At 45.6% G+C, this 22,202-nt stretch carries 16 protein-coding genes; 1 reads left to right on the top strand and 15 read right to left on the bottom strand.

Translation table 11 applies throughout. The features are described 5' to 3' along the window. Nucleotides 1-9: 9 nt before the first annotated feature. From ACYRYG_RS00345 to uxaC, 10 genes are all read right to left on the bottom strand, one after another. Complete coding sequence (locus tag ACYRYG_RS00345) at nucleotides 10-1,236, bottom strand: DUF4861 domain-containing protein (protein WP_460197286.1); 1,227 nt, start codon at nucleotides 1,234-1,236, stop codon at nucleotides 10-12. A 134-nt stretch (nucleotides 1,237-1,370) separates the two neighbouring features. Continuing rightward, the gene (locus ACYRYG_RS00340; RefSeq protein WP_293415786.1) at nucleotides 1,371-2,396 is read right to left on the bottom strand and encodes a glycosyltransferase family 2 protein; all 1,026 of its coding nucleotides are present in this window, start codon (nucleotides 2,394-2,396) and stop codon (nucleotides 1,371-1,373) included. 145 nt (nucleotides 2,397-2,541) lie between these two features. Then, nucleotides 2,542-3,915 carry a tRNA (N(6)-L-threonylcarbamoyladenosine(37)-C(2))-methylthiotransferase MtaB gene (gene mtaB / locus ACYRYG_RS00335; protein WP_293415745.1) on the bottom strand — a complete coding sequence of 458 codons (1,374 nt, stop codon included), beginning with the start codon at nucleotides 3,913-3,915 and terminating at the stop codon, nucleotides 2,542-2,544. A 119-nt stretch (nucleotides 3,916-4,034) separates the two neighbouring features. Beyond that, a complete protein-coding gene (locus tag ACYRYG_RS00330; protein ID WP_293415747.1) occupies nucleotides 4,035-4,214 on the bottom strand; it encodes a hypothetical protein in 180 nt (59 codons plus the stop codon). A 337-nt stretch (nucleotides 4,215-4,551) separates the two neighbouring features. Further along, nucleotides 4,552-7,776 (bottom strand): carbamoyl-phosphate synthase (glutamine-hydrolyzing) large subunit, encoded by a 3,225-nt coding sequence (gene carB, locus ACYRYG_RS00325; RefSeq protein WP_293415749.1) that lies wholly within the window; start codon nucleotides 7,774-7,776, stop codon nucleotides 4,552-4,554. Between the two features lie 11 nt (nucleotides 7,777-7,787). Continuing rightward, on the bottom strand, nucleotides 7,788-8,894 hold the full coding sequence (gene carA, locus ACYRYG_RS00320) for a glutamine-hydrolyzing carbamoyl-phosphate synthase small subunit (protein WP_293415751.1): 1,107 nt from the start codon (nucleotides 8,892-8,894) through the stop codon (nucleotides 7,788-7,790). Nucleotides 8,895-9,010: 116 nt separating this feature from the next. Beyond that, on the bottom strand, nucleotides 9,011-10,915 hold the full coding sequence (locus ACYRYG_RS00315; RefSeq protein WP_460197283.1) for an amidophosphoribosyltransferase: 1,905 nt from the start codon (nucleotides 10,913-10,915) through the stop codon (nucleotides 9,011-9,013). 80 nt (nucleotides 10,916-10,995) lie between these two features. Beyond that, nucleotides 10,996-12,903 carry a glutamine--fructose-6-phosphate transaminase (isomerizing) gene (gene glmS / locus ACYRYG_RS00310; RefSeq protein WP_293415754.1) on the bottom strand — a complete coding sequence of 636 codons (1,908 nt, stop codon included), beginning with the start codon at nucleotides 12,901-12,903 and terminating at the stop codon, nucleotides 10,996-10,998. Nucleotides 12,904-12,949: 46 nt separating this feature from the next. Further along, nucleotides 12,950-13,762, bottom strand: coding sequence for a polysaccharide biosynthesis/export family protein (locus tag ACYRYG_RS00305; protein ID WP_293415756.1), 813 nt, complete (start codon nucleotides 13,760-13,762; stop codon nucleotides 12,950-12,952). Between the two features lie 427 nt (nucleotides 13,763-14,189). Next, the gene (uxaC, locus tag ACYRYG_RS00300; protein WP_293422628.1) at nucleotides 14,190-15,587 is read right to left on the bottom strand and encodes a glucuronate isomerase; all 1,398 of its coding nucleotides are present in this window, start codon (nucleotides 15,585-15,587) and stop codon (nucleotides 14,190-14,192) included. A gap of 173 nt (nucleotides 15,588-15,760) precedes the next feature. On the opposite strand from uxaC, the gene ACYRYG_RS00295 reads away from it, so the two are divergent. Then, complete coding sequence (locus tag ACYRYG_RS00295; RefSeq protein ID WP_293415760.1) at nucleotides 15,761-16,801, top strand: asparaginase; 1,041 nt, start codon at nucleotides 15,761-15,763, stop codon at nucleotides 16,799-16,801. Between the two features lie 34 nt (nucleotides 16,802-16,835). Here the strand turns inward: ACYRYG_RS00295 and ACYRYG_RS00290 are convergent, their stop codons facing one another. The 5 genes from ACYRYG_RS00290 to ACYRYG_RS00270 form a co-directional block, all read right to left on the bottom strand. Beyond that, nucleotides 16,836-17,726 carry an AraC family transcriptional regulator gene (locus ACYRYG_RS00290; RefSeq protein ID WP_293415762.1) on the bottom strand — a complete coding sequence of 297 codons (891 nt, stop codon included), beginning with the start codon at nucleotides 17,724-17,726 and terminating at the stop codon, nucleotides 16,836-16,838. Between the two features lie 62 nt (nucleotides 17,727-17,788). After that, nucleotides 17,789-18,673, bottom strand: coding sequence for a 4-hydroxy-tetrahydrodipicolinate synthase (dapA, locus tag ACYRYG_RS00285; protein WP_293415764.1), 885 nt, complete (start codon nucleotides 18,671-18,673; stop codon nucleotides 17,789-17,791). A 202-nt stretch (nucleotides 18,674-18,875) separates the two neighbouring features. Beyond that, the gene (locus ACYRYG_RS00280; protein WP_293415788.1) at nucleotides 18,876-19,820 is read right to left on the bottom strand and encodes a DMT family transporter; all 945 of its coding nucleotides are present in this window, start codon (nucleotides 19,818-19,820) and stop codon (nucleotides 18,876-18,878) included. Nucleotides 19,821-19,868: 48 nt separating this feature from the next. Then, entirely contained in the window at nucleotides 19,869-20,594 is a 726-nt protein-coding gene (truA, locus tag ACYRYG_RS00275; protein ID WP_293415766.1) for a tRNA pseudouridine(38-40) synthase TruA, read from the bottom strand. Beyond that, a complete protein-coding gene (locus ACYRYG_RS00270) occupies nucleotides 20,591-22,174 on the bottom strand; it encodes a ComEC/Rec2 family competence protein (RefSeq protein ID WP_293415768.1) in 1,584 nt (527 codons plus the stop codon). The genes truA and ACYRYG_RS00270 overlap by 4 nt, the downstream gene beginning before the upstream one ends. Nucleotides 22,175-22,202 lie beyond the last annotated feature (28 nt).

Below are 22,202 nucleotides of genomic sequence, written 5' to 3'. Positions count from 1 at the left end.
ACAAGGCCATCACTCAATCGTGACCGTAATCGGATTTAAATTCTGCTGCTTCCAATCTTTCAGCCATGTGAACCATGCCTTGCCATCATTAAAGCCGAAGTCCTCTTTCTTGCTGGTGCAAGCGATCTTGTAATGGAGACTGTTTCCCACCGGTTTCACCACATCAGTATAATCTTTCAAGGTTGCCGGCACTTCCCTCCGCAGGTACTGTTCCGGAATATAAATTCCCAGGCCGACGGTCTCCAAATGATGAACACCATCATCCTTGCCAGTAGGCCAATCTGTTCCATAGCATCCGCGAAGACCTTTCTGATCACTGAATTCTGTAGAGTTCTTCACATTAATCAGTCCGGTTGCAAAATGTTCATCCTCGGCATTCCTATCGAAAAAAACATCCACATCCACATCACGGTGACCTGCATAAATAGTATAGCGGATAGTTGCATTCACCCTTTTCATCCCCGGCGCAGGGACCCATCCATTGTCCACAACTTCCACGATGGCACGTAAAGGTCCCTCGGCAACGACTCTCTGTTCCTGATAGCCCACGTGATCGAACAGCCGTTCCTGGTGACCGTCCCATCCTCGTAAGGCCCCAAGACCGTAGGTATCTCCCACCCACAAATCATCATCTCCATATCCTTGCGCCAACTGGGCAGCAGAAGGATAAAACTGAGTATCGAAGAGTTCCAGCTGCTTATGCTTTTTTCCGTATACGTCAACGGTCTGACGATTATCAAAATAGACACGGAGAGCAATGAGTTCACTTTCAAAGCAAAGTCCGTGGGAATGCACGAAATGATAAATATCCTTTGTTTTCTTATCAAAAGAAAGACATCTTAGATAAATATCCTGCTGGTTCTTTGCCAGTTTTTTGTTCTTGCTCGGAACGACAAGCTCAGCATAGGTGCGGGCCTTGAAAGTTTCAGGTGTGCCATGGTCGAATAAGTTGACCTGATAAGTTTTTTCCTGACCTTTTTGTAAATTCGTCAGGAAACATAGTTCATCATATTTGCAATCATGATTCAAATCATCCAGTTGATAGGGCTGCTGCTGTCCTTGAAAAGTAACAGTGGCTGAATCCACTTCTCCATACTGATGCAAGTCAATAATGACAGGTTCATCGGTCTTTTCCAGCCTGGAAGGATTCACGACCCTGACTGTCAGTGTCTTCCGGGCAAATATCGGCATTGCATTCAAAGCCAACAATCCCCATAAAATCAATTTTCTGTTCATCGTCTAGTAGTATTATAAATAGTTTGATTCTTTTTCAGATCTATCTGTCACCTCAGAGAGGTGTAAATCTACCCTCATGGGCAGAGAGCTGCAACTTTAGCGTACAACCTTCCGGACAGGGCTAGCCTTGTCCATCAGTCACAATTCAACTCGTCAAAGGTCTTATGCCTCTTGAAATAATATTGCCACACAATAGAGAAGTTCTTACGTTCAGGTATAGAGTCCTGAACGCGTGATTTCCGGATTTGCTCACGATCCCGGTCAAAATCCTTTCTCCATTTCTTATAAGCTCTTCGTGCCTGGAAGATTGCCTTAAAATCTCCGAAGTTGTGATGAAAGATCAGTGTCACAAAAGCTGCCAGATAGTCCAGAAACCAACGTACTCTCATCACTTTCCCCAGTTCATCATCCGGGAGATTTTTATAGAGCATGGTGAGATTATTGCGAAAATTCAGGTACGTTTTCCGCGAATCTCCTTTGGGAAGAGTCCCTCCACCGACATGATAAACCTCACTTTCCGGAACACAGACTACCCGGAGACCTGCCTCACGAAATCTCCAGCACATGTCAATCTCTTCATTATGGGCGAAAAAGCGCTGGTCCAGACCGCCAACGCGCCAGTAATCCTCAGAACGGACCATCAGGCAAGCCCCTGTAGCCCAGAAGATGTTCATGGTATAGTCATACTGCCCATTATCTTCTTCGACGGTATTGAAAATACGGCCACGACAGAAAGGATAGCCATACTTATCAAGGAATCCGCCACAGGCGCCGGAATATTCAAAGGAATCCTTATCCCGCTCTGAAAGTATTTTCGGCTGACAGGCAGCTACATCCGGATGAACATCCATATATTCCACCATCGAGGTCAGCCAATGGTGAGAAACTTCCACATCAGAATTCAAGAGTACATAATATTGGGCTTTAATCTGTTCCAAAGCCCGGTTATACCCTTCTGCAAAACCATAATTGTGATCAAACACCAATGTTCTGACCATCGGAAACTGTACCTTCAGCAAATCCAGGCTATCATCAGTCGAGGCATTATCAGCTACCCAGACAGAAGCATCCATCCGTGAATACTCTACAACGGACGGAAGATATTGGCTCAGCATTCTGCTCCCATTCCAATTGAGGATAACAATTGCTATTTTATCCATCATTTATGGTTTGAAAATTTATGTTTCATACTCTCTCGAATACCAGAAACCTCTATGGGATTTCTGTGCCACCAGTATTTAAAGGTCTGTTCTTGCCTGGTTATTTCTCTAACTCCTGCAAGAAATGCCTCCAACGCCTGAATTCTTATTTATTAAATCCATATACCTCAGCCATTAAGGCTGTCTTATCGCTATTAAAATTACCAAGACGGACTTGGATCAATTCATTATCATATTCTTTACAGGCTTTTTCAGCCGGCAATTCTACACGGATATAATTTTTTGTAAACCCATGCATAGGTTTACCCTTATCAGACTTCTCGAACAATACTTCAGCATCTTTTCCGATATGGGCAGCATAAAAAGCCTGTTCTTTCTGTTCACTGAGTTCAAGAAGACGCCTGGAACGCTCTTTCTTCTCTTCTTCACTGACCTTGTAAGGGATAGCCAGGGCTGACGTACCAGGACGTTCGCTGTAAGGAAACACATGGAGTTTGGTAACCGGAAGATTCTCCAGGAAGTTATAGCAATCCTCGAAAAACTCCGGGCGTTCTCCCCTGCATCCCACCATAACATCCACTCCAATAAAAGAATCGGGCATTTTCGCCTTAATCAAATTGATCTTATGGGCAAAGAGAGCCCGATCATAACGACGGTGCATGAGCCTCAACACCTGGTCAGAGCCACTTTGCAACGGGATATGAAAATGAGGCATAAAGGCTCTGCTCTGTGCACAATAATCAATCAATTCATCCGAACAGAGATCAGGCTCCAGAGAACTGATCCGGTAACGCTTGATACCTTCTACCTGGTCAAGAGCTTTCACGAGATCAAGAAACGACTCATGGGTCGTTTCGCCAAAATCGCCGATATTACAACCAGTCAGGACGATTTCCTTCCCTCCCTCATGGACAGCCTGTTCTGCCTGCCCGACAAGTGAAGCAATGGATGGGTTCCGCGAAAAGCCACGGGCATAAGGAATCGTACAGTAGGTACAGAAATAATTACATCCGTCCTGGACCTTCAACCAGTAACGTGTGCGGTTACCTCTGCTGCAAGAGGGCTGGAATGTTTTGATCTCCTTTGTCTTCACACGGTGAAAGGCATGAAGATGCTCATTGGGGTTCTGGTCCTTTGCATCCAAGGCTGCACGTTCCTGCCATGCCTCAGCCAGCCGGTCAAGCAAACTGGATTTCTCGTTTGAACCCAGGACTAAGTCTACTCCTTTGATCTGACTTATTTTACGAGGCTGCAATTGGGCATAACAACCCGTAACGACTATAAAAGCATCCGGGTTTTCCCGCACCATCTTATGAATGGTCTGACGGCATTTATGATCAGCCACCTCAGTCACTGAGCAAGTATTGATCAGGCATAGATCAGCTTTCTCACCCTTCTTTACCGGCACCACTCCATTTCCTTGAAGTATCTTGGAGAAAGTTGATGTTTCAGAAAAGTTGAGTTTACAACCCAAAGTATAATAAAGGGCTTTTTTGCCCTGAAGAAAACTCGTATCCATATAGATGCAAAGATACGGCAAGTTGTCAAAATATACAAATTTATAGGGACAAAAAAACCGCTGAAGGTAAAACCTTCAGCGGAGTTTCTCTAAATTTTTCAGTTCGTTAAGTAATCTGATTACTTAGCCTGTGCAGCAGCTGTATCAGCAGCAGTTGTATCAGCGGCAGTAGTGTCAGCTGCAGAAGAATCAACGGCTACAGTGTCAGAATCCTTTGCAGGAGCCTTAGCTGTTTTGTGACCACAAGATGCAAAAGAGATAGCTGCGATAGCTACGAACATTAAAAGTAATTTCTTCATTTTCTTTGCTTTTTAAATCTGTAAAACAACATTTGTTTATTAAAACGTTGCAAAGATAAGTATTTTTTTAATACGGCGTTCATTTTTTTAGAACTTTTTTTCGAATCATCTGTAACAATCTTGTAATATACTGTGAATCAATGATTTGCAAACTGATAACGAAAGTTAAATATTTCAAATCATTAAATAAAATTAGATTTATGCAGATTTTCTATCGTCCTGACCATCCCACAGGAACGAAAAAAGCCCCGACAAGAAGAAAAAAACTTATCGGGGACTTTTTATTCAGCACAAAGGTCTCCACTGATGTCCAGTTTGAGAACCTCCCACCGGAAGTTTATTTATATTCACTCCAAGCCTTAATATCTATATCATCAAGTTTCACACTGCAAAAGGCATTGATGAAAGCTGAAGCCAGCCGGGAGTTTGTAATCAGAGGTACATTCAGGTCGATGGCAGCACGGCGGATCATATACCCATTCGTCAACTCTTTCGGAGTGAGGTCCTTAGGAATATTCACCACCATATCTATCTTCTTCTGATGAAGCATCGATAAAGCCTGCGGTTCTTTATCCTTCTCCGAAGGCCAATATACCATCGTATTATCCACTCCATTGCCGGAAAGATACTTGCTCGTCCCCTCCGTAGCATAAAGCCGGTAGCCATGCTCCACCAATTGTTTGGCTGCATCCAGCATATCTGCTTTCTGCTTTGCATCGCCTGTAGACAGCAATATATTCTTCTTCGGAATACGTTGCCCTACGGAAAGCATGCTCTTCAAAAGGGCCGTATTGGAATCATCCCCCAGGCAGCCCACTTCACCCGTCGAACTCATGTCCACTCCCAACACCGGATCTGCTTTCTGCAGACGGTTAAAGGAAAACTGACTGGCCTTGATGCCGATATAGTCCAGATCAAAAAGATTCTTGCTAGGCCTCTCGACAGGCACATCCAGCATAATCTTTGTCGCCAATTCGATCAAGTTGATCTTCAGCACTTTACTATGGAACGGGAACGAGCGGGAAGCACGGAGATTACACTCTATGACCAGAATCTGGTTATCACGGGCCATATACTGTACATTAAAGGGACCATTGATATGCAATGCAGCGGCTATCTGGCGGCTGACGCGCTTGATGCGTCGCACGGTCTCCACATAGAGTTTCTGCGGTGGGAACACGATGGTGGCATCCCCGGAGTGAACACCGGCAAACTCAATATGCTCACCAATGGCATACGCCATAATCTCTCCTTTTCTGGCAACACCATCAAAATCAATCTCCTTGGCATGCTCAATAAATTTACTGATAACCACCGGATGATCTTCACTGACATTCGCAGCCAACTTGAGGAACCGTTTCAGTTCGTCTTCATTGGAACATACGTTCATGGCAGCCCCTGAAAGGACATAAGAAGGACGGACGAGAACAGGGAATCCCACCTTCTGTATGAATTGATCGACATCTTCCATATTGGTCAATGCATTCCATTCCGGTTGCTTGATCCCCAGGTCATTCATCAAGGTAGAGAACTTAGCCCGGTCCTCAGCCCGGTCAATATCCTTGGCAGCCGTACCCAGAATAGGGACATTAACAGAATCAAGGCGCATGGCCAGATTATTAGGGATCTGTCCTCCTGTAGAGATGATCACCCCGTAGGGACATTCGAGGTCGATGATGTCCATCACCCTTTCAAAGGTCAGCTCATCAAAATACAACCGGTCACACATGTCATAATCCGTCGATACTGTTTCCGGATTATAGTTGATCATCACTGAATGATAACCTTGCTTGCGGATCGTATTCAACGCCTGCACGCCACACCAGTCAAATTCCACAGAACTACCGATGCGGTAAGCCCCTGATCCCAGCACAATAATTGCCCTTTTGTCATGAACCCAACTAATATCACTCTTCACACCACTATAAGTCAAGTAGAGATAGTTAGTCTGTGCAGGGTATTCAGCAGCAAGGGTATCGATCTGCTTGACGACTGGCAAGATCCCATAACTCTTCCTGAGATTACGGACGACCAGTTGGGCCTTATGCATGGACATCTCTTCTTCCATTCCCACAGCACGGGCGATCTGGAAGTCTGTAAATCCATAAACCTTTGCTGTCCGCAGAAGCTCTTTATCCAGCGTGTTAATATTACACTTCTTCAGTCTTTCATCTATATCTATAATATGCTTGAGTTTGTAGAGAAACCATTTGTCAATCTTAGTCAAACCGTGTATCTGATCGACGGTATAGTTTTTGTGCATTGCCTTTGAGATGACGAAGATACGTTTATCCGTAGGTTCCTGCAGCGACTCGTCAATATCCGGAATGACCAGTTCTTTATTTTCCACGAAACCGTGCATTCCTTGTCCGATCATGCGGAGTCCTTTCTGGATGGCTTCCTCGAAATTGCGGCCGATAGCCATCACCTCACCTACGGACTTCATGCTGGAGCCCAGCTCACGGTCGACCCCCCTGAACTTACTTAAATCCCAGCGGGGGATCTTGCAGACCACATAGTCCAAAGCCGGTTCAAAGAAAGCAGAAGTAGTCTTTGTCACCGAATTCTTCAATTCAAAAAGTCCATATCCCAGCCCGAGTTTGGCAGCCACGAAAGCCAAAGGATACCCGGTCGCCTTAGAAGCAAGGGCTGATGAACGGCTCAGACGGGCATTGACCTCGATGACCCGATAGTCCTCACTGTTCGGGTCAAAAGCATACTGCACGTTACATTCGCCGATAATCCCGATATGGCGGATAATCTTGATGGACAGGGCACGGAGCTTGTGATACTCACTGTTTGACAACGTCTGTGATGGAGCGATGACAATACTCTCACCCGTATGGATACCCAAGGGATCAAAATTCTCCATGTTACACACAGTGATACAATTATCATAGCGGTCACGGACCACTTCATATTCTATTTCCTTCCATCCCTTCAAGCTTTTCTCTACCAGTACCTGTGGAGAGAAAGAGAAAGCTTTCTCAACGATCTTATTCAGCTCTTCCTCGTTATCAGCAAAACCGGAGCCCAGTCCGCCCAATGCATACGCTGCACGGATAATCACGGGATAGCCCACATCTCTGGCAGCTTGTCGAGCCTGTTGGATATTCTCGCATGCTTCACTCTTGATCGTCTTCACCTCAATCTCGTTCAGACGTTCCACGAAGCGTTCCCGGTCTTCCGTATCCATTATGGCTTTGACAGGAGTACCCAGAACACGGACACCATATTTCTTCAGCACTCCGCTGCGGTCAAGTTGCACGCCACAATTCAGGGCAGTCTGTCCGCCGAAGCTCAGAAAGATGCAGTCCGGGTGCTCTTTCTGGATCACTCGTTCCACGAAATAGGGTTGAATAGGCAGGAAGTAAACCTGATCAGCTACACCTTCAGAGGTCTGGACCGTTGCGATATTCGGATTGATAAGAACGGTTTCAATACCCTCTTCCCTGAGGGCTTTCAAGGCCTGGGAACCGGAGTAATCAAATTCGCCGGCTTCACCTATCTTCAGCGCTCCGGAACCAAGGACCAGTACCTTTTTGATATTTTCGTCTTTCATCGTCTTCTCCTTTATTTAGTGTTCAATAATGACGGGACCTTTCCATTCAGGCATTCCACAAACTGATCAAACATGAATCTTGTGTCCAGTGGTCCGGAATCTGCTTCCGGATGAAATTGAGAGGTAAACCACGGATTGGTCTGGTGACGGATACCCTCATTGGATCCATCGTTCATATTGACAAAAAGTTGTTTCCATTCACTTCCAAGGGTCTTTGCATCAACTGCAAAACCGTGATTCTGGCTCGTGATATAACAGTGGGTTGTTCCCACAAGACGGACCGGCTGGTTATGTCCACGGTGTCCATACTTCAACTTATAAATGGTAGCTCCAGCAGCTTTCCCCAGCAATTGGTTCCCCATGCAGATACCACAGATCGGTTTGCGGCTCTGGCTCATCTGCTTGCGGATAATCTCAACGGCAGCACTGCACGTATCAGGATCACCCGGGCCATTTGCCAGGAAAAGGCCATCAAAATCCATATTCGTATAATCATAATTCCAGGGCACACGGATCACTTCCAGGCCACGATCTATCAGGCAACGGATAATATTTGCCTTGACGCCACAATCGACAAGCACAACCTTCTTCCCAGCCCCTTCATTATAGGTGACAATCTTTTTCGTGCTCACCTGATCGACAAAGTTTACTCCCTCATAATTGGCTTCGGGAATACGATCCGGTTCATCATCAAAGAGGATCTTGCCCATCATCACTCCATGAGACCGTAATATCTTTGTCAATTCACGTGTATCAATACCGGTAATGCCCGGCACATGCTCACGCTTCAACCAATCTGCAAGACTCTCCACGGCATTCCAGTGACTGTATTGTTCACTGTAATCGCTTACGATCAATGCAGAAACATAAATTTTACTGCCCTCCATAAAAGTAGGCAGGCCATTCTTTTCAAAAGTGAAAGGGGGCACGCCATAATTTCCGACTAACGGAAAGGTCATCACCAGCATCTGACCGGCATAAGAAGGGTCGGTAAGGCTCTCCGGATACCCCATCATTGCGGTATTGAACACGACTTCACCTGCTACAGGAGCATCGTATCCGAAACTCTTTCCGTGGAATTTGGTACCATCTGACAAGACTAATGTTACGTTCTTCATTTATATAAACTATTGCTAAGACTCATGATTTATTTTTAACTTTGAGGGGCAGGGCCCTGGCTCTTGCTGATCAGCAGAAGGGTCATTATCCGCTCCCTCTTTTTCTTTTAAGAGCATCAACCCTTCTTTTCCAGTTGTTTGCCCCGTGAATTTTCCACATAACTGATGAAGGCCTGTAAACAGCATTTCGTTCCTCCGGGTGTAGGATATTTGCCGGAGAAATACCAGTCTCCCTTATGATCCGGAATTGCTTTATGCAAGCCATCCATGCTCTGATAAACAATTTCGATAGGTGTTTTCATCCCTTCCGGCCTGAGCATCTCCACCATTTCATCATTGATCTCATCTACACTGAAAGGCTCATAGAGATCACGTACGACATTACGCATTTCAACTTTTGGCTTAAGGAGCTCTCTCTTGCAGGATTCATAGGTATCTTCTATCAGTTGCTCCCTCCCTTTATGCTTAATCAACTGGATGGTGGCCCGGAAGGCAGAAAACTCTTCCAGTCTCGGCATGTCAATGCCATAATAGTCGGGATAACGAATCTGAGGTGCACTGGAGACTACAACGATCTTTTTAGGATGCAGCCGTTCGAGGATTCTTAGGATACTTTCCTTTAAAGTGGTTCCCCGGACAATGCTGTCATCGATAATGACCAGGTTGTCCTCGTATGGTGTCAAACTCCCGTAGGTAATATCATAGACGTGGCTGGCCAGGTCTTTCCGTGTATTGCCTTCCGTGATAAAAGTACGCAACTTGATGTCTTTCCATGCTACTTTCTCCGACCTCACATAATTATCCAATATCCTTACCAGTTCGTCATGGGTAGGGACATGCCCAAGACTTTCTATCTGGCTGATCTTCCTTTCATTCAGATAGCGTTTGAAGCCATCCAGCATACCGTAATAGGCTACCTCAGCCGTGTTGGGAATATAGCCGAACACGGTATGGTCTATATCGCCATTGACGGCCTTGGTAATCGGACCGACCAATTGCTCCCCAAGTTGTTTACGTTCTTTATAGATGTCCTGGTCTGAACCACGACTGAAATAGATACGTTCAAAGGAGCAGGCATGATCACCCTGGGGATCAAGGATCTGTTTCAGGTTACAATGCCCATTTTTATTGACGATTAAAGCCTCCCCCGGGCGGAGTTCCTTAATATCCTCACACTCCAGGTCAAAGGTGGTCTGTAAGACAGGACGCTCGGAAGCCAAGACGACTATTTCATCATTCTTATAGTAGAAAGCCGGGCGGATTCCCCAGGGATCACGCATCGAAAACATTTCTCCGGAACCTGTCAGCCCGCAGATGACGAAACCGCCATCAAAATCCTTCATAGAACTTTTAAGGACGTTGCTCATCTCTATATGATCCTCAATATAGCGGGTAATGTCCTGATTGGTCAGCCCTTCAGCTTTCGCATTGACAAAATTGCGTTCCACTTCCCGGTCCAGACGGTGACCCATGAGCTCTAGCAAGATATAGGTATCACTATAAATACGGGGACATTGTCCCTGATCGGTTATCTTCTTGAAGATCTCATCTACGTTGGTCATATTAAAATTTCCGCAGATACAGAGATTCTTTGCTTTCCAGTTATTTCGTCTTAAAAAAGGATGGACATAAGAAAGGCCACTCTTCCCGGTAGTTGAATACCGAAGGTGGCCCATATAAAGTTGTCCAGCAAAAGGTAAATTTTGTTTCGCATAACTCACATCCCTCAATAACTCAGGCGGAATGCTGTGGAAATTCTGAGTGACACGATTGAAAATTTCCGTAATGGCATTGCTGCCTTCCGCCCGTTCACGGAACATATATTCGTGTCCGGGCTGGGAATCCAAATTGACACAAGCCATCCCCGCTCCTTCCTGTCCGCGGTTATGCTGCTTTTCCATCATCAGATAGAGCTTGTTCAGTCCATAAGTCCATGAAGAATATTTTTTCTGATAATATTCCAACGGTTGAAGCAGCCGAATCAATGCTACTCCACAATCTTCATGAATTTCTTTTTCCATCTTCCAGTAATCTCCCTTTAAAAAATTCTTTAATAGGCTCCTTTTATGATCAGGATATTGTTTTCACTCCTTGTTTGATGTCATTCCACCGTAACCGATTTTGCCAGGTTTCTGGGCTGATCAACATTCTTGCCTTTGCAGACGGCGATATGATAGGCTAAAAGTTGTAAGGGCACCGTGGCCAACAACGGTTCCAGACACTCAATGGTAGGCGGTAATTCGATGACCTCATCGGCAATCTTCGAGATCGTCTCATCTCCTTTTGTAACAATAGCGATGATTCTGCCCTTACGCGCCTTTATCTCTTGTATATTCGACAGGATCTTCGCATACATCGCATCATGAGGGGCGATGACGACTACGGGCATATCTGAATCTATCAGGGCAATGGGACCATGCTTCATCTCTGCGGCAGAATAACCTTCAGCATGAATATAACTGATTTCTTTCAGTTTCAAGGCACCCTCCAAAGCGACGGGATAACTGTATCCTCGTCCCAGATACAGGAAATTCGTGGCGTATGTAAACGTCCGGCTGAGGTCAGCTATCTCATTATTAAGCTGCAGGACCTCCTTGATCTTGCCAGGAATATTCCAAAGTTCTTTAATCACCTTCTGATAGTCGTCATTAGAAATCGTCCCCTTCTCCCTGCCGACTGACAGGGCAAGCATGATGAGTACTGTGATCTGACCAGTAAAAGCCTTTGTTGAAGCTACGCCTATCTCCGGTCCCACATGAATATAGGTACCTGTATCCGTAACACGTGGAATACTGCTTCCCACCGCATTACATATCCCGAAGATAAAAGCTCCCCTCTCCTTTGCGAGTTTGATAGCTGCCAGGGTATCTGCGGTCTCCCCACTCTGACTGAGAGCTATTACGACATCGTCCTTGGTGACCACCGGATTACGGTAACGGAACTCGCTGGCATACTCCACCTCTGTGGGAATCCGGCAGAAACCCTCCAGCAGTTGTTTTCCGATCAGTCCTGCATGCCAGGACGTACCGCAAGCGACGATGATGATGCGTTTTGCATTCACCAGTTGCTCCTTATGATCTGTGATCGCGCTCAAGACGATACCCATTTCCGTTTCTTTCTTTGTCGGGCCGCTCTTCCCCTCACTGACCGCAGTCGTTTCTACGATCCGGTTGACGATACGTCCTCTCATACAATTTCTGAGACATTCCGGCTGCTCAAAAATCTCCTTTAACATAAAATGAGGAAATCCCCCCTTTTCAATCTGCCCTAAATCAAGATCCACCGTCTGTATCTCCGGATTCAGCTTCAGGTTATGAATATCAACAACCTTCAAGTCCTGGCCTAATTTCATGACGGCAATATTCTCATCATTAAGATACACGACCTTATCGGTAAATTCAACTATCGGACTGGCATCTGAACCCAGGAAGAACTCGTCTTTGTTCTTTCCGATCCCCACGACCAGCGGACTCGCCTTACGGGCAGCAATGATCTGATCGGGACAATGCTTGTCTACTATGGCAATGGCATAGGCTCCGATTACCTGACGGAGAGCTATCTGCACAGCAGTCAACAGATCTATTTTTTTCGTGATCTGGATGTATTCAATCAAGTTGATAAGTACCTCCGTATCGGTATCACTGGTAAAATGCATCCCCTTTGCCAGCAGATTATTCTTGATCTCGGCATAATTCTCAATGATGCCATTATGGATGATGGCAAGATTTTTCGATTCAGAAAGTTGGGGATGAGCATTTACAGTGGAAGGTTCTCCATGGGTAGCCCAACGGGTATGGGCTATACCGATACAACCGGAAGTATCCTTGTCCTGGCAAAGAGTTTCCAGATCAGAAACTTTCCCTTTTGTCTTATAGACATTTAAGGCTCCTTTTGGATTAATCAAGGCTACTCCAGCAGAATCATAGCCACGGTATTCAAGTCTTTTCAATCCTTTTATCAGGATCGGATAGGCCTGTCTCTTTCCTAAATAACCTACAATACCACACATAAACCAACGATTGAAAATATGATTATATCATTTCATTAAGCATCACTTAATTCCGCAGAATATTGACGAGCAGAGAAGCTACTGACGTGATGATACCCACCAGGGAGAACCAGATGTTAGTAGAACTGCCAATGGATGAATTTCTTGCCTGTACCCCATTTGGCTGTACATAGAGGATGTCGTTCTGCTGAAGATAATAATAAGGAGAATTGATCAGATTGGCATCATTCAGATTCAAGCGGTGGATGGATTTCTCCCCGTCTGCAGCCTCTCTGATCAGCATCACATTATTACGCTTACCATAAATGGTCAGATCCCCTGCCTGGGCGATGGCCTCAAGAACACTCATCTTTTCCGTCGGCACCTGGACGACCCCGGGATTCTTGACCTCTCCCAGAACAGTAACCCGATAACTGGCCATACGGACCGTTACGATCGGATTTTCTGCCTTTGCCATATAAGGCTGGATCTTCTTCCGGATCATATCCTCACATTCTGTTTTCGTCAGCCCAACCACATGCAGTTTCCCCACGATCGGGAAATCAATGTCACCGTCATTATCTACCAGATACCCCTGCAAACTACTGCCACCGCCATTATTCAACTGTCCACTGGTTCCTACCGTAGCAGAAACGGAGAGATTAAAGGGGGCCGCAGCCTCCGGATCGGTCGTGTTTACAGTAATTGTCAACTGGTCTTTGGGCATGATTTTGGCATCATACAACACTCGGGATGCTGCCAAACTCACCGAATCGGCATTTTGGAAATATGCCACGCCCTTCGAACTGGAACAACCATCTAAGGCTAATGTCATCACCACAGCCAATCCTAGAAGCACCGCGCAGAACCATTTTTTCATTTTTGCTTCAAAATTTTTCGTTTTTATCCTTGCAAAAGTACGTCTTATTTTTCAAAACGGCAAATTTTTAACCTATAAAATACAATAAAATCTATCTGCTGAACGTGGCAAAAAGGCTTAATCAAATGTTTACCAGAGAAGTAAGGCAAACTCCCTTTCTGACCGGATCAGAAGATCCCTTCCGGGCTCATGCCATATCTCTTCGGAACAGGTGTATAACCATTCGTCTTTCATACGTGTCCGTCAGGAAAGACCTTTCCGGTCCAGTCGGCAGTCCGTCTCCCCTTCTACCGATAAAAGATTTCCCCTCTCACAAAAGAAATCAAAAAAAGGGACGAACCCGTTCTGCTCATCCCTTATCCTTTCCTGATGACAAAGTTATCAGAAAAACATTATATTATTAATCATTTCTAAATCAACCTATCCCTTAATAGAATTTAAAATACCGACGTGCATTATTGTAAGAAATATCTTCCACCATTCTGGCCAGCGCATCGCGGTCATCAGGCAGCAGTCCGTTCTCAACATCATTGCCCAGAATATTACACAACAGGCGACGGAAATATTCATGACGTGGATAACTCAGGAAGGAACGACTGTCTGTCAGCATCCCGACAAAACGACTCAGCAACCCAAGTGTAGAAAGAGCATTTATCTGCTTGGTCATCCCATCCAGTTGATCATTAAACCACCAGCCTGAACCAAACTGTATCTTGCCGGGTTCCCCTCCCTGGAAATTGCCGATCATCGTAGCAATCATCTCATTGTCACCGGGATTCAGGCAATACAGGATCGTACGCGTCAGCTTTCCTTCAGTATTCAGATCATCCAGGAAATGACTCATTGCCTTGGCCGTATTGAATTCGCCGATAGAATCAAACCCCGTGTCCGGGCCAAGTTGTTTATACATCAAAGTATTGTTGTCACGGATCGCCCCATAATGATACTGCTGGGTCCAATCAGCATCCGCATCCATTTCTGCACAGATCTTCAGAAAAGCATGCTTGTACTGCCGTATCTCTTCAGCAGAAAGATGCTGTTTACGCATGGCTTTTTCAAAGATGATTTCAATCTGGGAATCCGTATAAGGATCATCATAAAATTCCTCTACACCATGATCGCTCAGTTTGCATCCATTCTCAGCAAAGAAATCATGGCGGTTCTGCAAAGCATCGACCATCTCCTGGAAAGTGGTAATATGGGAATCATCTACCTCCGCGAGTTTGTTGATATACTCCGCATAGTCCGGTTTCTCGATATTCATGGCCTTGTCCGGTCGCCAGGCTGGCAGCATTTTGATTTCAAAACCACTCTCACGAGTTTTTTTATGATAGCGCAGATCATCTATAGGATCATCTGTCGTACAGACACATTCCACATGATAACGGCGCATCAGGCCTCTGGCACTGTACTCAGGCAACTTTAATTTTTCATTGCACTCATCGTAGATTTCACGTGCCGTCTTCGGGCTCAGCAATTTTGTGATACCGAAGGCCGTTTTCAGTTCCAGATGAGTCCAGTGATACAGGGGGTTCCGGAAAGTATAAGGAACGGTCTCAGCCCACTTCTCGAATTTTTCCCAATCAGAAGCATCACCGGTACAGTACTTTTCCGGTACGCCATTCGTACGCATTGCCCTCCATTTATAATGATCGCCTCCAAGCCAGAGTTCAGTAATATTCTTAAACTGATAGTCGTCTGCAACCATCTGAGGAATCAAATGACAGTGATAATCAATAATTGGCATCTTAGCCGCATGATTGTGAAAAAGATCCTTGGCAATATCCGTCTGCAGAAGGAAGTCCTTACTCATAAATTGTTTCATGATAGAGTTATTTGTTTTTAAGTTTCAAGATACTTATGCAAATATAGTGAATTTCTTTGTATTCCGAAAATTTTGCTTTATATTTGCAACGCAAACTAACGCAAACGATTGCGAGAGTGCATTTCGCTATGATATGAACAGAAAACGATCTGAGTCAGATAAGGGTAACGGATATGAATAACGGGAAAAGAAGCAAAGTGCTCCTCATCTATACAGGTGGCACTATCGGGATGGGCAGAAACTCCCAGACGGGTGCTCTAGAGCCATTGGATTTTAACCATTTAGGGGAGTCTATGCCGGAACTGAGGGACGTGGATGCCGATATTGATATCTATCAGTTTACTCCTCCTATTGATTCTTCGGATATGAATCCGCAGAACTGGGGGCAACTCGTCCATATCATCTCATCCAACTATCCCGACCATGACGGTTTTGTCATTCTCCATGGCACTGATACCATGGCGTATACAGCATCAGCATTGAGTTTTATGCTGGAAAACCTGACCAAGCCGGTCATTCTTACCGGCAGCCAACTCCCCATGGGACTGTTACGGACTGACGGCAAGGAAAATGTGTTGACCAGCATCGAGATAGCCAGTGCCCGACGTCTTGACGGTACTCCGGAAGTTCCTGAGGTATGCATCTATTTCAGCCAGCAACTCATTCGGGGTAACAGGGCTACGAAGATTGCAGCAGATGGGTTTAATGCCTTTGACTCTTTCAATTATCCTCATCTGTGCGAGGCAGGAGTTAATTTTACTTTTCACAGACATCATATCCTGCGGCCTGATTTCTCCAAACCCATGATCCCCCATTTCAAGATGGATACTAATGTCATTGTCTTCAGTTTGTTCCCTGGAATAGAAGAAAGTATTATGCGTCATATCCTGGATCACCCGCAACTCAAGGGCATTGTCATGCGGAGTTTCGGAAGTGGAAATGCGCCTCACATGCAATGGATATTACGACTCCTCAAAGAGGCCTCTTCCCGTGGGGTGACGATCGTAAACGTGAGTCAGTGCATCAGTGGAAGAGTGGAAATGAGCCGTTATGATACGGGGTATCAACTCCAGCATGCAGGGGTGATCAGCGGCTATGACAGCACGGCAGAAGCTGCCATCACCAAACTTATGTATTTGCAGGCCAGGTACACGGATTCTCACATGGTGAGAATCATGATGTCACACTCTATTGCAGGAGAGATTACAACCTGATCACCTTCCCCGAATTTCAGATCACCGTCTAGACCTACACAATAATTCTGGTCTTGTGGTAATAGGCTCTGAACTCACTGGGAGAGCAACCTTTCTTGCGCTTGAATATCCGATTAAAATTACTAAGATTATTGAATCCACAGTCAAAGCTAATCTCACTGATGCTTTTTGTGGTATCCAGCAACTGACGAGTGGCATACCCCAGTCTCATATCTATGATGTATTCGCTCAGGTTACGACCCGTATGGAGCTTGAAAAATCTGCTGAAAGCACTAGGGCTCATCCCGGCTATATCTGCCAGCATCGGAAGACGGAGATCGTCCATATAATTATTTGAGATATAATCTTTCACTTTCAGTACCCTGCGGGAATCATCCTCTACCATCACCTTAGCATAACTAGTTGTAGCTAAGGTCTTTGCGCCTTCTGTCTTCGACAATTCATAGAGTATTGTAAAAAACTCCCGGACCGCGTAAAAACCATCCCTGATCTGGCTGAGTCCCGTAAGCATAGGGTACACTTTCATGATCGCTTTCAAAGGGAAACTGATTCCCTTCCGCGCCTCATTCAGCATACGGGCTATCGGAGCTAAAGGGTTACGGCCGAAAAGGGTATCCTCTCCATAGCTGAAATCAAACTGGATCGTGATCTCGTGTATATCCTGGCTCTTGCAATGGTATTGTTCCCACACATGCTCAAGTTGGCTTGAAGTAATCAACACGAGATCATAATCGCCGATCAGTTCCTGAGAATCCCCTACTATACGTCTGACACCGGAAGCCCCTTCGACAAAATTCAATTCACAGGCATCATGATTATGTATAGGATAAGTAAACTCTTTCTTATGGCGGTCAGCAATGTAAAGTACATCTTTCGACATAAGAGGAGTAACCTCATGAATAACCTTTTTAGTCTCTTCTGACATCTTTTTATTTTTTACTGACTTATAAATGAGGTCCCGGAAATGCTCCTGTTACAGGTAAACGGTTACCTCCTGAGTTCTTTCAGTATTTCAGCCATACGTTCCTTGGTCTTGATCGTTGTCGGCACCAAAGGCAGGCGGAGTTCATTCTGAATGAATCCCATATCGTTGAGCAACGCCTTTACACCAGCAGGGTTACCATCTACGAAAAGTAATTTGTACAGTTCTGTAAACTGATGATGGATTTTCCGGGCAGCCTCATATTGTCCTTTCAATTCCAGACGGATCATCCTGGAAAATTCTTTCGGCAAAGCATTGCCGATGACACTGATCACGCCTACTGCCCCACTGGCAATCATTGAGAAAGTCAGGGCATCATCACCGCTGATGACATCAAAACTATCGGGTTTGTTCTTGATAATCTCATCGATCTGCTCCAGGGATCCGGAAGCCTCCTTTACACCAACAATATTCGGACAGTCCTTAGCCAGCCTCACTTGTGTCTCAGCCTTCAGGTTTACCCCCGTACGACCGGGGACATTATACATGATCACCGGTAAAGGACTCTCCTGCGCAATAGCTTTAAAGTGTTGGTAAAGTCCTTCCTGAGAGGGTTTGTTATAATAAGGACAAACGCTTAGTATCCCATCAATACCTGTCCAGTCCGTAGACTTCATCTCATCGATGACGGCAGCAGTATGATTACCGCCGCAATATTTCAAGATCTTCACGCGGCCATGGTTCACCTCCTTGACCACCTCCGTAATCTTATCCTTTTCCTCACGTGACAGACAAGGCGTTTCCGCCGTAGTAGCAAGGATACAGAGAAAGTCTGCACCATTGTCAAGTTGATATTCCACCAATTTTTTCAAAGCCTGATAGTCTACACTACCATCCTGATGGAACGGAGTAATTAAGGCAATACCCAAACCCTTAAAAATGTTCTGCATATTCAATTCTATTGAACGATATATTTGCAAAAATACAATATTTCAATCACATTGCAAAGAAAAAGAACATTTTTTCTATCATTTTCGAGATCAGACAGATTCTCCAGAATCCTTTTAACTGAAAATGATTATCATTCGGGATGAAAAGGACAAAACGTTTCCGGCTGTCGGCAGATCTGGCTTAGGATTTTTATACTGCATCCTATCTTGATCCGATATAAAGAAAGATCATCCCCAGGAGAACCAGGATCAAATCTGCAACCTTTGCCCTCAGGTTCTTCTCGTGGAAAACAGCCGCGCCAAACAGGAAACTGACGATCACGCTCCCTCTCCGCACCATGGAAACGATAGAGATCATCGCTCCCGGCAAGGACAGAGCATAAAAATAGGCAAAGTCAGCCGCGCTTAAAAAGATAGAGATCCAGGGTATGGCCCAGTCCCAATGGAATTTACTTTGGGGAAACAGTGCCCTACCCTTACGGAAATGGGCAAAAGGCTTAAAGACAGCTATCAGCAGAACAACTGCCATCATCAACATCTGATAAACATTATACCAGCTCTGCACGAGCATACGGTCAAGTCCCAGCCCCCCATCTGCCGGCTTGGCCATCAGGTATTTATCATAAAGTCCGCTGACAGCCCCCAGCACGGCAGCAATGACGATAAAATAGATCCATTTGTTATGCTTGAAATCAATGCCTTCCTTCTTGCCACTCCTGGAAAGCATGAAAAACGAAGTGACAGCCAGGGCTACACCTATCCACTGATAAAGATTGAGGGTTTCGCCAAACACGAGCATGGCCCCTACCAGAACCATCACCGGCCGTGTGGCATTGATAGGTCCGACGATCGTCAGGGGGAGATGCTTCATTCCAAAATAACCGAAAATCCAACTTGCCAGGACAATGCAACTCTTCAGGAACACATATCTCTGCACTTCCCAGCCTCCACTTGCCACGTGGAAAATACTGCCGTCGAGCACCGTCGTATAATGGGATAAAAGAATAAAGGGCAAAAAAATGACGGAACAGAAAAAAGTGTTCAGAAAAAGTACGGTAATAACCGCATTCCCGCATAAAGCTGCTTTCTTAAAGGAATCATAGAATCCCAGCAGAGCTGCTGAGACAAATGCTAATACAAGCCACATCATTATATTATCCTAAATATTTTCTATTTTTTATCGGTAAGGATAGTCTCAGTAGGCTATTTCTTCCAGGAACAACGCATTACCGGGTACACTTTCCCCAGCATCACTTCTCGAACCATTGGCCAGAATCCGGGCAAAGTCCTGAAGGGTAATCTGACCACGCCCCAGGTCGACCAGTGTCCCCACAATCGCCCTGACCATGTTCCTCAAGAACCGGTTAGCCCGGATGGTAAATATCCATTGGTTTCCTTGCTGGTCCCAATGAGCCTCTGTGACAAGACAACGCGTGTTTTTCTGATTTCCGCCTGCCTTACAAAAACAGGCAAAGTCCTTTTCTCCCAAAAGCAGCGAAGCCCCCTCATTCATGATCCTGAAATCAAGAGGATAATGGATCTCCCAGGAATAGCGTCTCAGAAACGGATCCTTGCTCAGATGGATATAATAGCGATAGAGACGGGACTTGGCGGAGAAACGTGCATGAAGTCGTTCATCAACCTTCCGGACATCCTGCACAGCAATATCCCAGGGAAGGATCCTGTTCAGGCGGTATGCCAACTGTTCACCATCAAGTTCTCCAGGCCAGTCAAAATGTGCCACCATCATCCGGGCATGCACTCCGGCATCCGTCCTTCCGGCTCCCACCGTCTCTACCTTCTTCCTGAGCAGAGTGGACAGACACCCGTCAAGCCGCTCCTGGACAGAGATCCCATTAGGCTGCACCTGCCAACCGTGATAGTTTGTGCCGTCATAGGCAAAAGTGATAAAATACCTCATTGCGGACGCAAAGTTACAAAAAACAATGCAGATATTCCAATCAAGGCCAGATAAATCAACACAACTTGTCCCTGACTGATACAAATTCCTTCTATGGAAGCCCCGGGGCATGAGGATATCCATTGTACCGTGCGATTAAGGCTGCCTGACACCTCATCTGCAAGCATGAACAGGAAACGTGCAGCGACGGGCCACAGGTAAAGGATAAAACCACCTGACACCAGATAGAGCAACGTGGTAGCCAGAGGTACCACGACCAGATTGGTGAGGAGAAAATAACAGGAAAATCGTCCGAAATAATAGATCACAAAGGGAAATGTCCATAACTGGGCGGAAACGGATACGACAACAAATCCCCAGGCCCATCTTGAAATACGATCCCGAAAACGCTTCCCAACTCTTGTTTTCAGTGGAACAGGAAAAAGCCTGACACCCAGCAGGATGCCCAAAACGGCCATAAAGGATAATTCAAAGCCTACATCAAAAAGATACAATGGTTGATCCAGCAGCATGATCATCAAAGCCAGTGACCAGGTATTCAGACTGAATTTATCACGGTTCAACAGCGATACCAGTGCATAGATCGAAATCATCATGGCTGAACGGACGACACTCGGCCCGGAGCCTGCAAGAAGGGTAAAACTCCATATCGCCAGCAAGATCACAATCTGATTCCACCAGCGGTTCCTCCCTCCGAAGAAAAAGACCAGGATACCATAGATAATTCCTAAGTGCAAACCGCTCAAAGAAAGTATATGCGATGCGCCGGAAATGGAATAAGCAGTGGCTGTCGATCTGGATATGCCCGACTTATCCCCGAGTGTCATGGCTGCCATCACGGCTTCATTCTGACCAGCGATCCCGATGTTGGCATACTTTCGTATCAGTTTCTGGCGCATCTGAAGGGCAACCAGGACCGTCCGCTGATAGCAGGATAGATGTGAAAGGTCCACAGTGGTCTTTTTCCATTCTTGTGGGAGCAGGAATACTGTTCCTGCAAAATTATGGATTTTCAACCATAGCGGATAGTCAAAATTACCACTACGAGACTCCTTTACAAAGGGTTGTTCAATCGTCAATCGGACTGCAAGTCCTTCCCCTACGCGCAAGCGTGAAGCATCAGCACCCTCCTTCACGGCGAAAGGAGTGTTGAGAAAGTTGGCTCTGATCTTCTTCCCCGCAGAGGATCCGTCTGCAAGAAGAAGGTCGCACCGTTCCACCTTTCCATGTCTGACCGGCGGAGAGATAACTATCGCATACTCTTCAAACGACTTTCCCACCGGTAAAAGACGATGAGACTTCAGGGCCATTGTACCATCCCATGCTCCCAATGCAAACACCGCCATGAAAATACAACAGGTCTGAAAGACTGCTGAGGGGATGCCGTTGAAGGAAGGATCTGCTCTTTTCAAATGGATACGCAAAAGCCAAATGACGAGCAACAGAAGAGCTATGGTCAGGATCATCCATGTTCCGGCAGGAATTCGTTCAGAAGTGACTTTCCCTGTCCAAATGCCTGCAACCAGTATGACCGCAATCCGCAAAAGGGGATCCCGCTGAAGTGGTGTGTTAGTTCTCATGAAATTGTGTTTTTATAGGTCTGGGTAA

It is taken from the genome of Segatella asaccharophila (genome assembly GCF_054687055.1).
The sequence above is the reverse complement of the archived record's forward strand: the minus strand, read 5'-3'. Positions and strand labels throughout refer to the sequence as shown.

What these genes read in the sequence shown, in the direction of transcription:
- dapA (WP_293415764.1), bottom strand. Translation starts at nt 18,673, where the DNA reads ATGCAGAACATTTTTAAGGGTTTGGGTATTGCCTTAATTACTCCGTTC.
- carA (WP_293415751.1), bottom strand. Translation starts at nt 8,894, where the DNA reads ATGAAGAACGTAACATTAGTCTTGTCAGATGGTACCAAATTCCACGGA.
- ACYRYG_RS00280 (WP_293415788.1), bottom strand. Translation starts at nt 19,820, where the DNA reads ATGTGGCTTGTATTAGCATTTGTCTCAGCAGCTCTGCTGGGATTCTAT.
- glmS (WP_293415754.1), bottom strand. Translation starts at nt 12,903, where the DNA reads ATGTGTGGTATTGTAGGTTATTTAGGAAAGAGACAGGCCTATCCGATC.
- ACYRYG_RS00270 (WP_293415768.1), bottom strand. Translation starts at nt 22,174, where the DNA reads ATGAGAACTAACACACCACTTCAGCGGGATCCCCTTTTGCGGATTGCG.
- ACYRYG_RS00345 (WP_460197286.1), bottom strand. Translation starts at nt 1,236, where the DNA reads ATGAACAGAAAATTGATTTTATGGGGATTGTTGGCTTTGAATGCAATG.
- uxaC (WP_293422628.1), bottom strand. Translation starts at nt 15,587, where the DNA reads ATGAAACAATTTATGAGTAAGGACTTCCTTCTGCAGACGGATATTGCC.
- ACYRYG_RS00340 (WP_293415786.1), bottom strand. Translation starts at nt 2,396, where the DNA reads ATGGATAAAATAGCAATTGTTATCCTCAATTGGAATGGGAGCAGAATG.
- carB (WP_293415749.1), bottom strand. Translation starts at nt 7,776, where the DNA reads ATGAAAGACGAAAATATCAAAAAGGTACTGGTCCTTGGTTCCGGAGCG.
- mtaB (WP_293415745.1), bottom strand. Translation starts at nt 3,915, where the DNA reads ATGGATACGAGTTTTCTTCAGGGCAAAAAAGCCCTTTATTATACTTTG.
- ACYRYG_RS00305 (WP_293415756.1), bottom strand. Translation starts at nt 13,762, where the DNA reads ATGAAAAAATGGTTCTGCGCGGTGCTTCTAGGATTGGCTGTGGTGATG.
- ACYRYG_RS00295 (WP_293415760.1), top strand. Translation starts at nt 15,761, where the DNA reads ATGAATAACGGGAAAAGAAGCAAAGTGCTCCTCATCTATACAGGTGGC.
- ACYRYG_RS00290 (WP_293415762.1), bottom strand. Translation starts at nt 17,726, where the DNA reads ATGTCAGAAGAGACTAAAAAGGTTATTCATGAGGTTACTCCTCTTATG.
- ACYRYG_RS00315 (WP_460197283.1), bottom strand. Translation starts at nt 10,915, where the DNA reads ATGGAAAAAGAAATTCATGAAGATTGTGGAGTAGCATTGATTCGGCTG.
- truA (WP_293415766.1), bottom strand. Translation starts at nt 20,594, where the DNA reads ATGAGGTATTTTATCACTTTTGCCTATGACGGCACAAACTATCACGGT.
- ACYRYG_RS00330 (WP_293415747.1), bottom strand. Translation starts at nt 4,214, where the DNA reads ATGAAGAAATTACTTTTAATGTTCGTAGCTATCGCAGCTATCTCTTTT.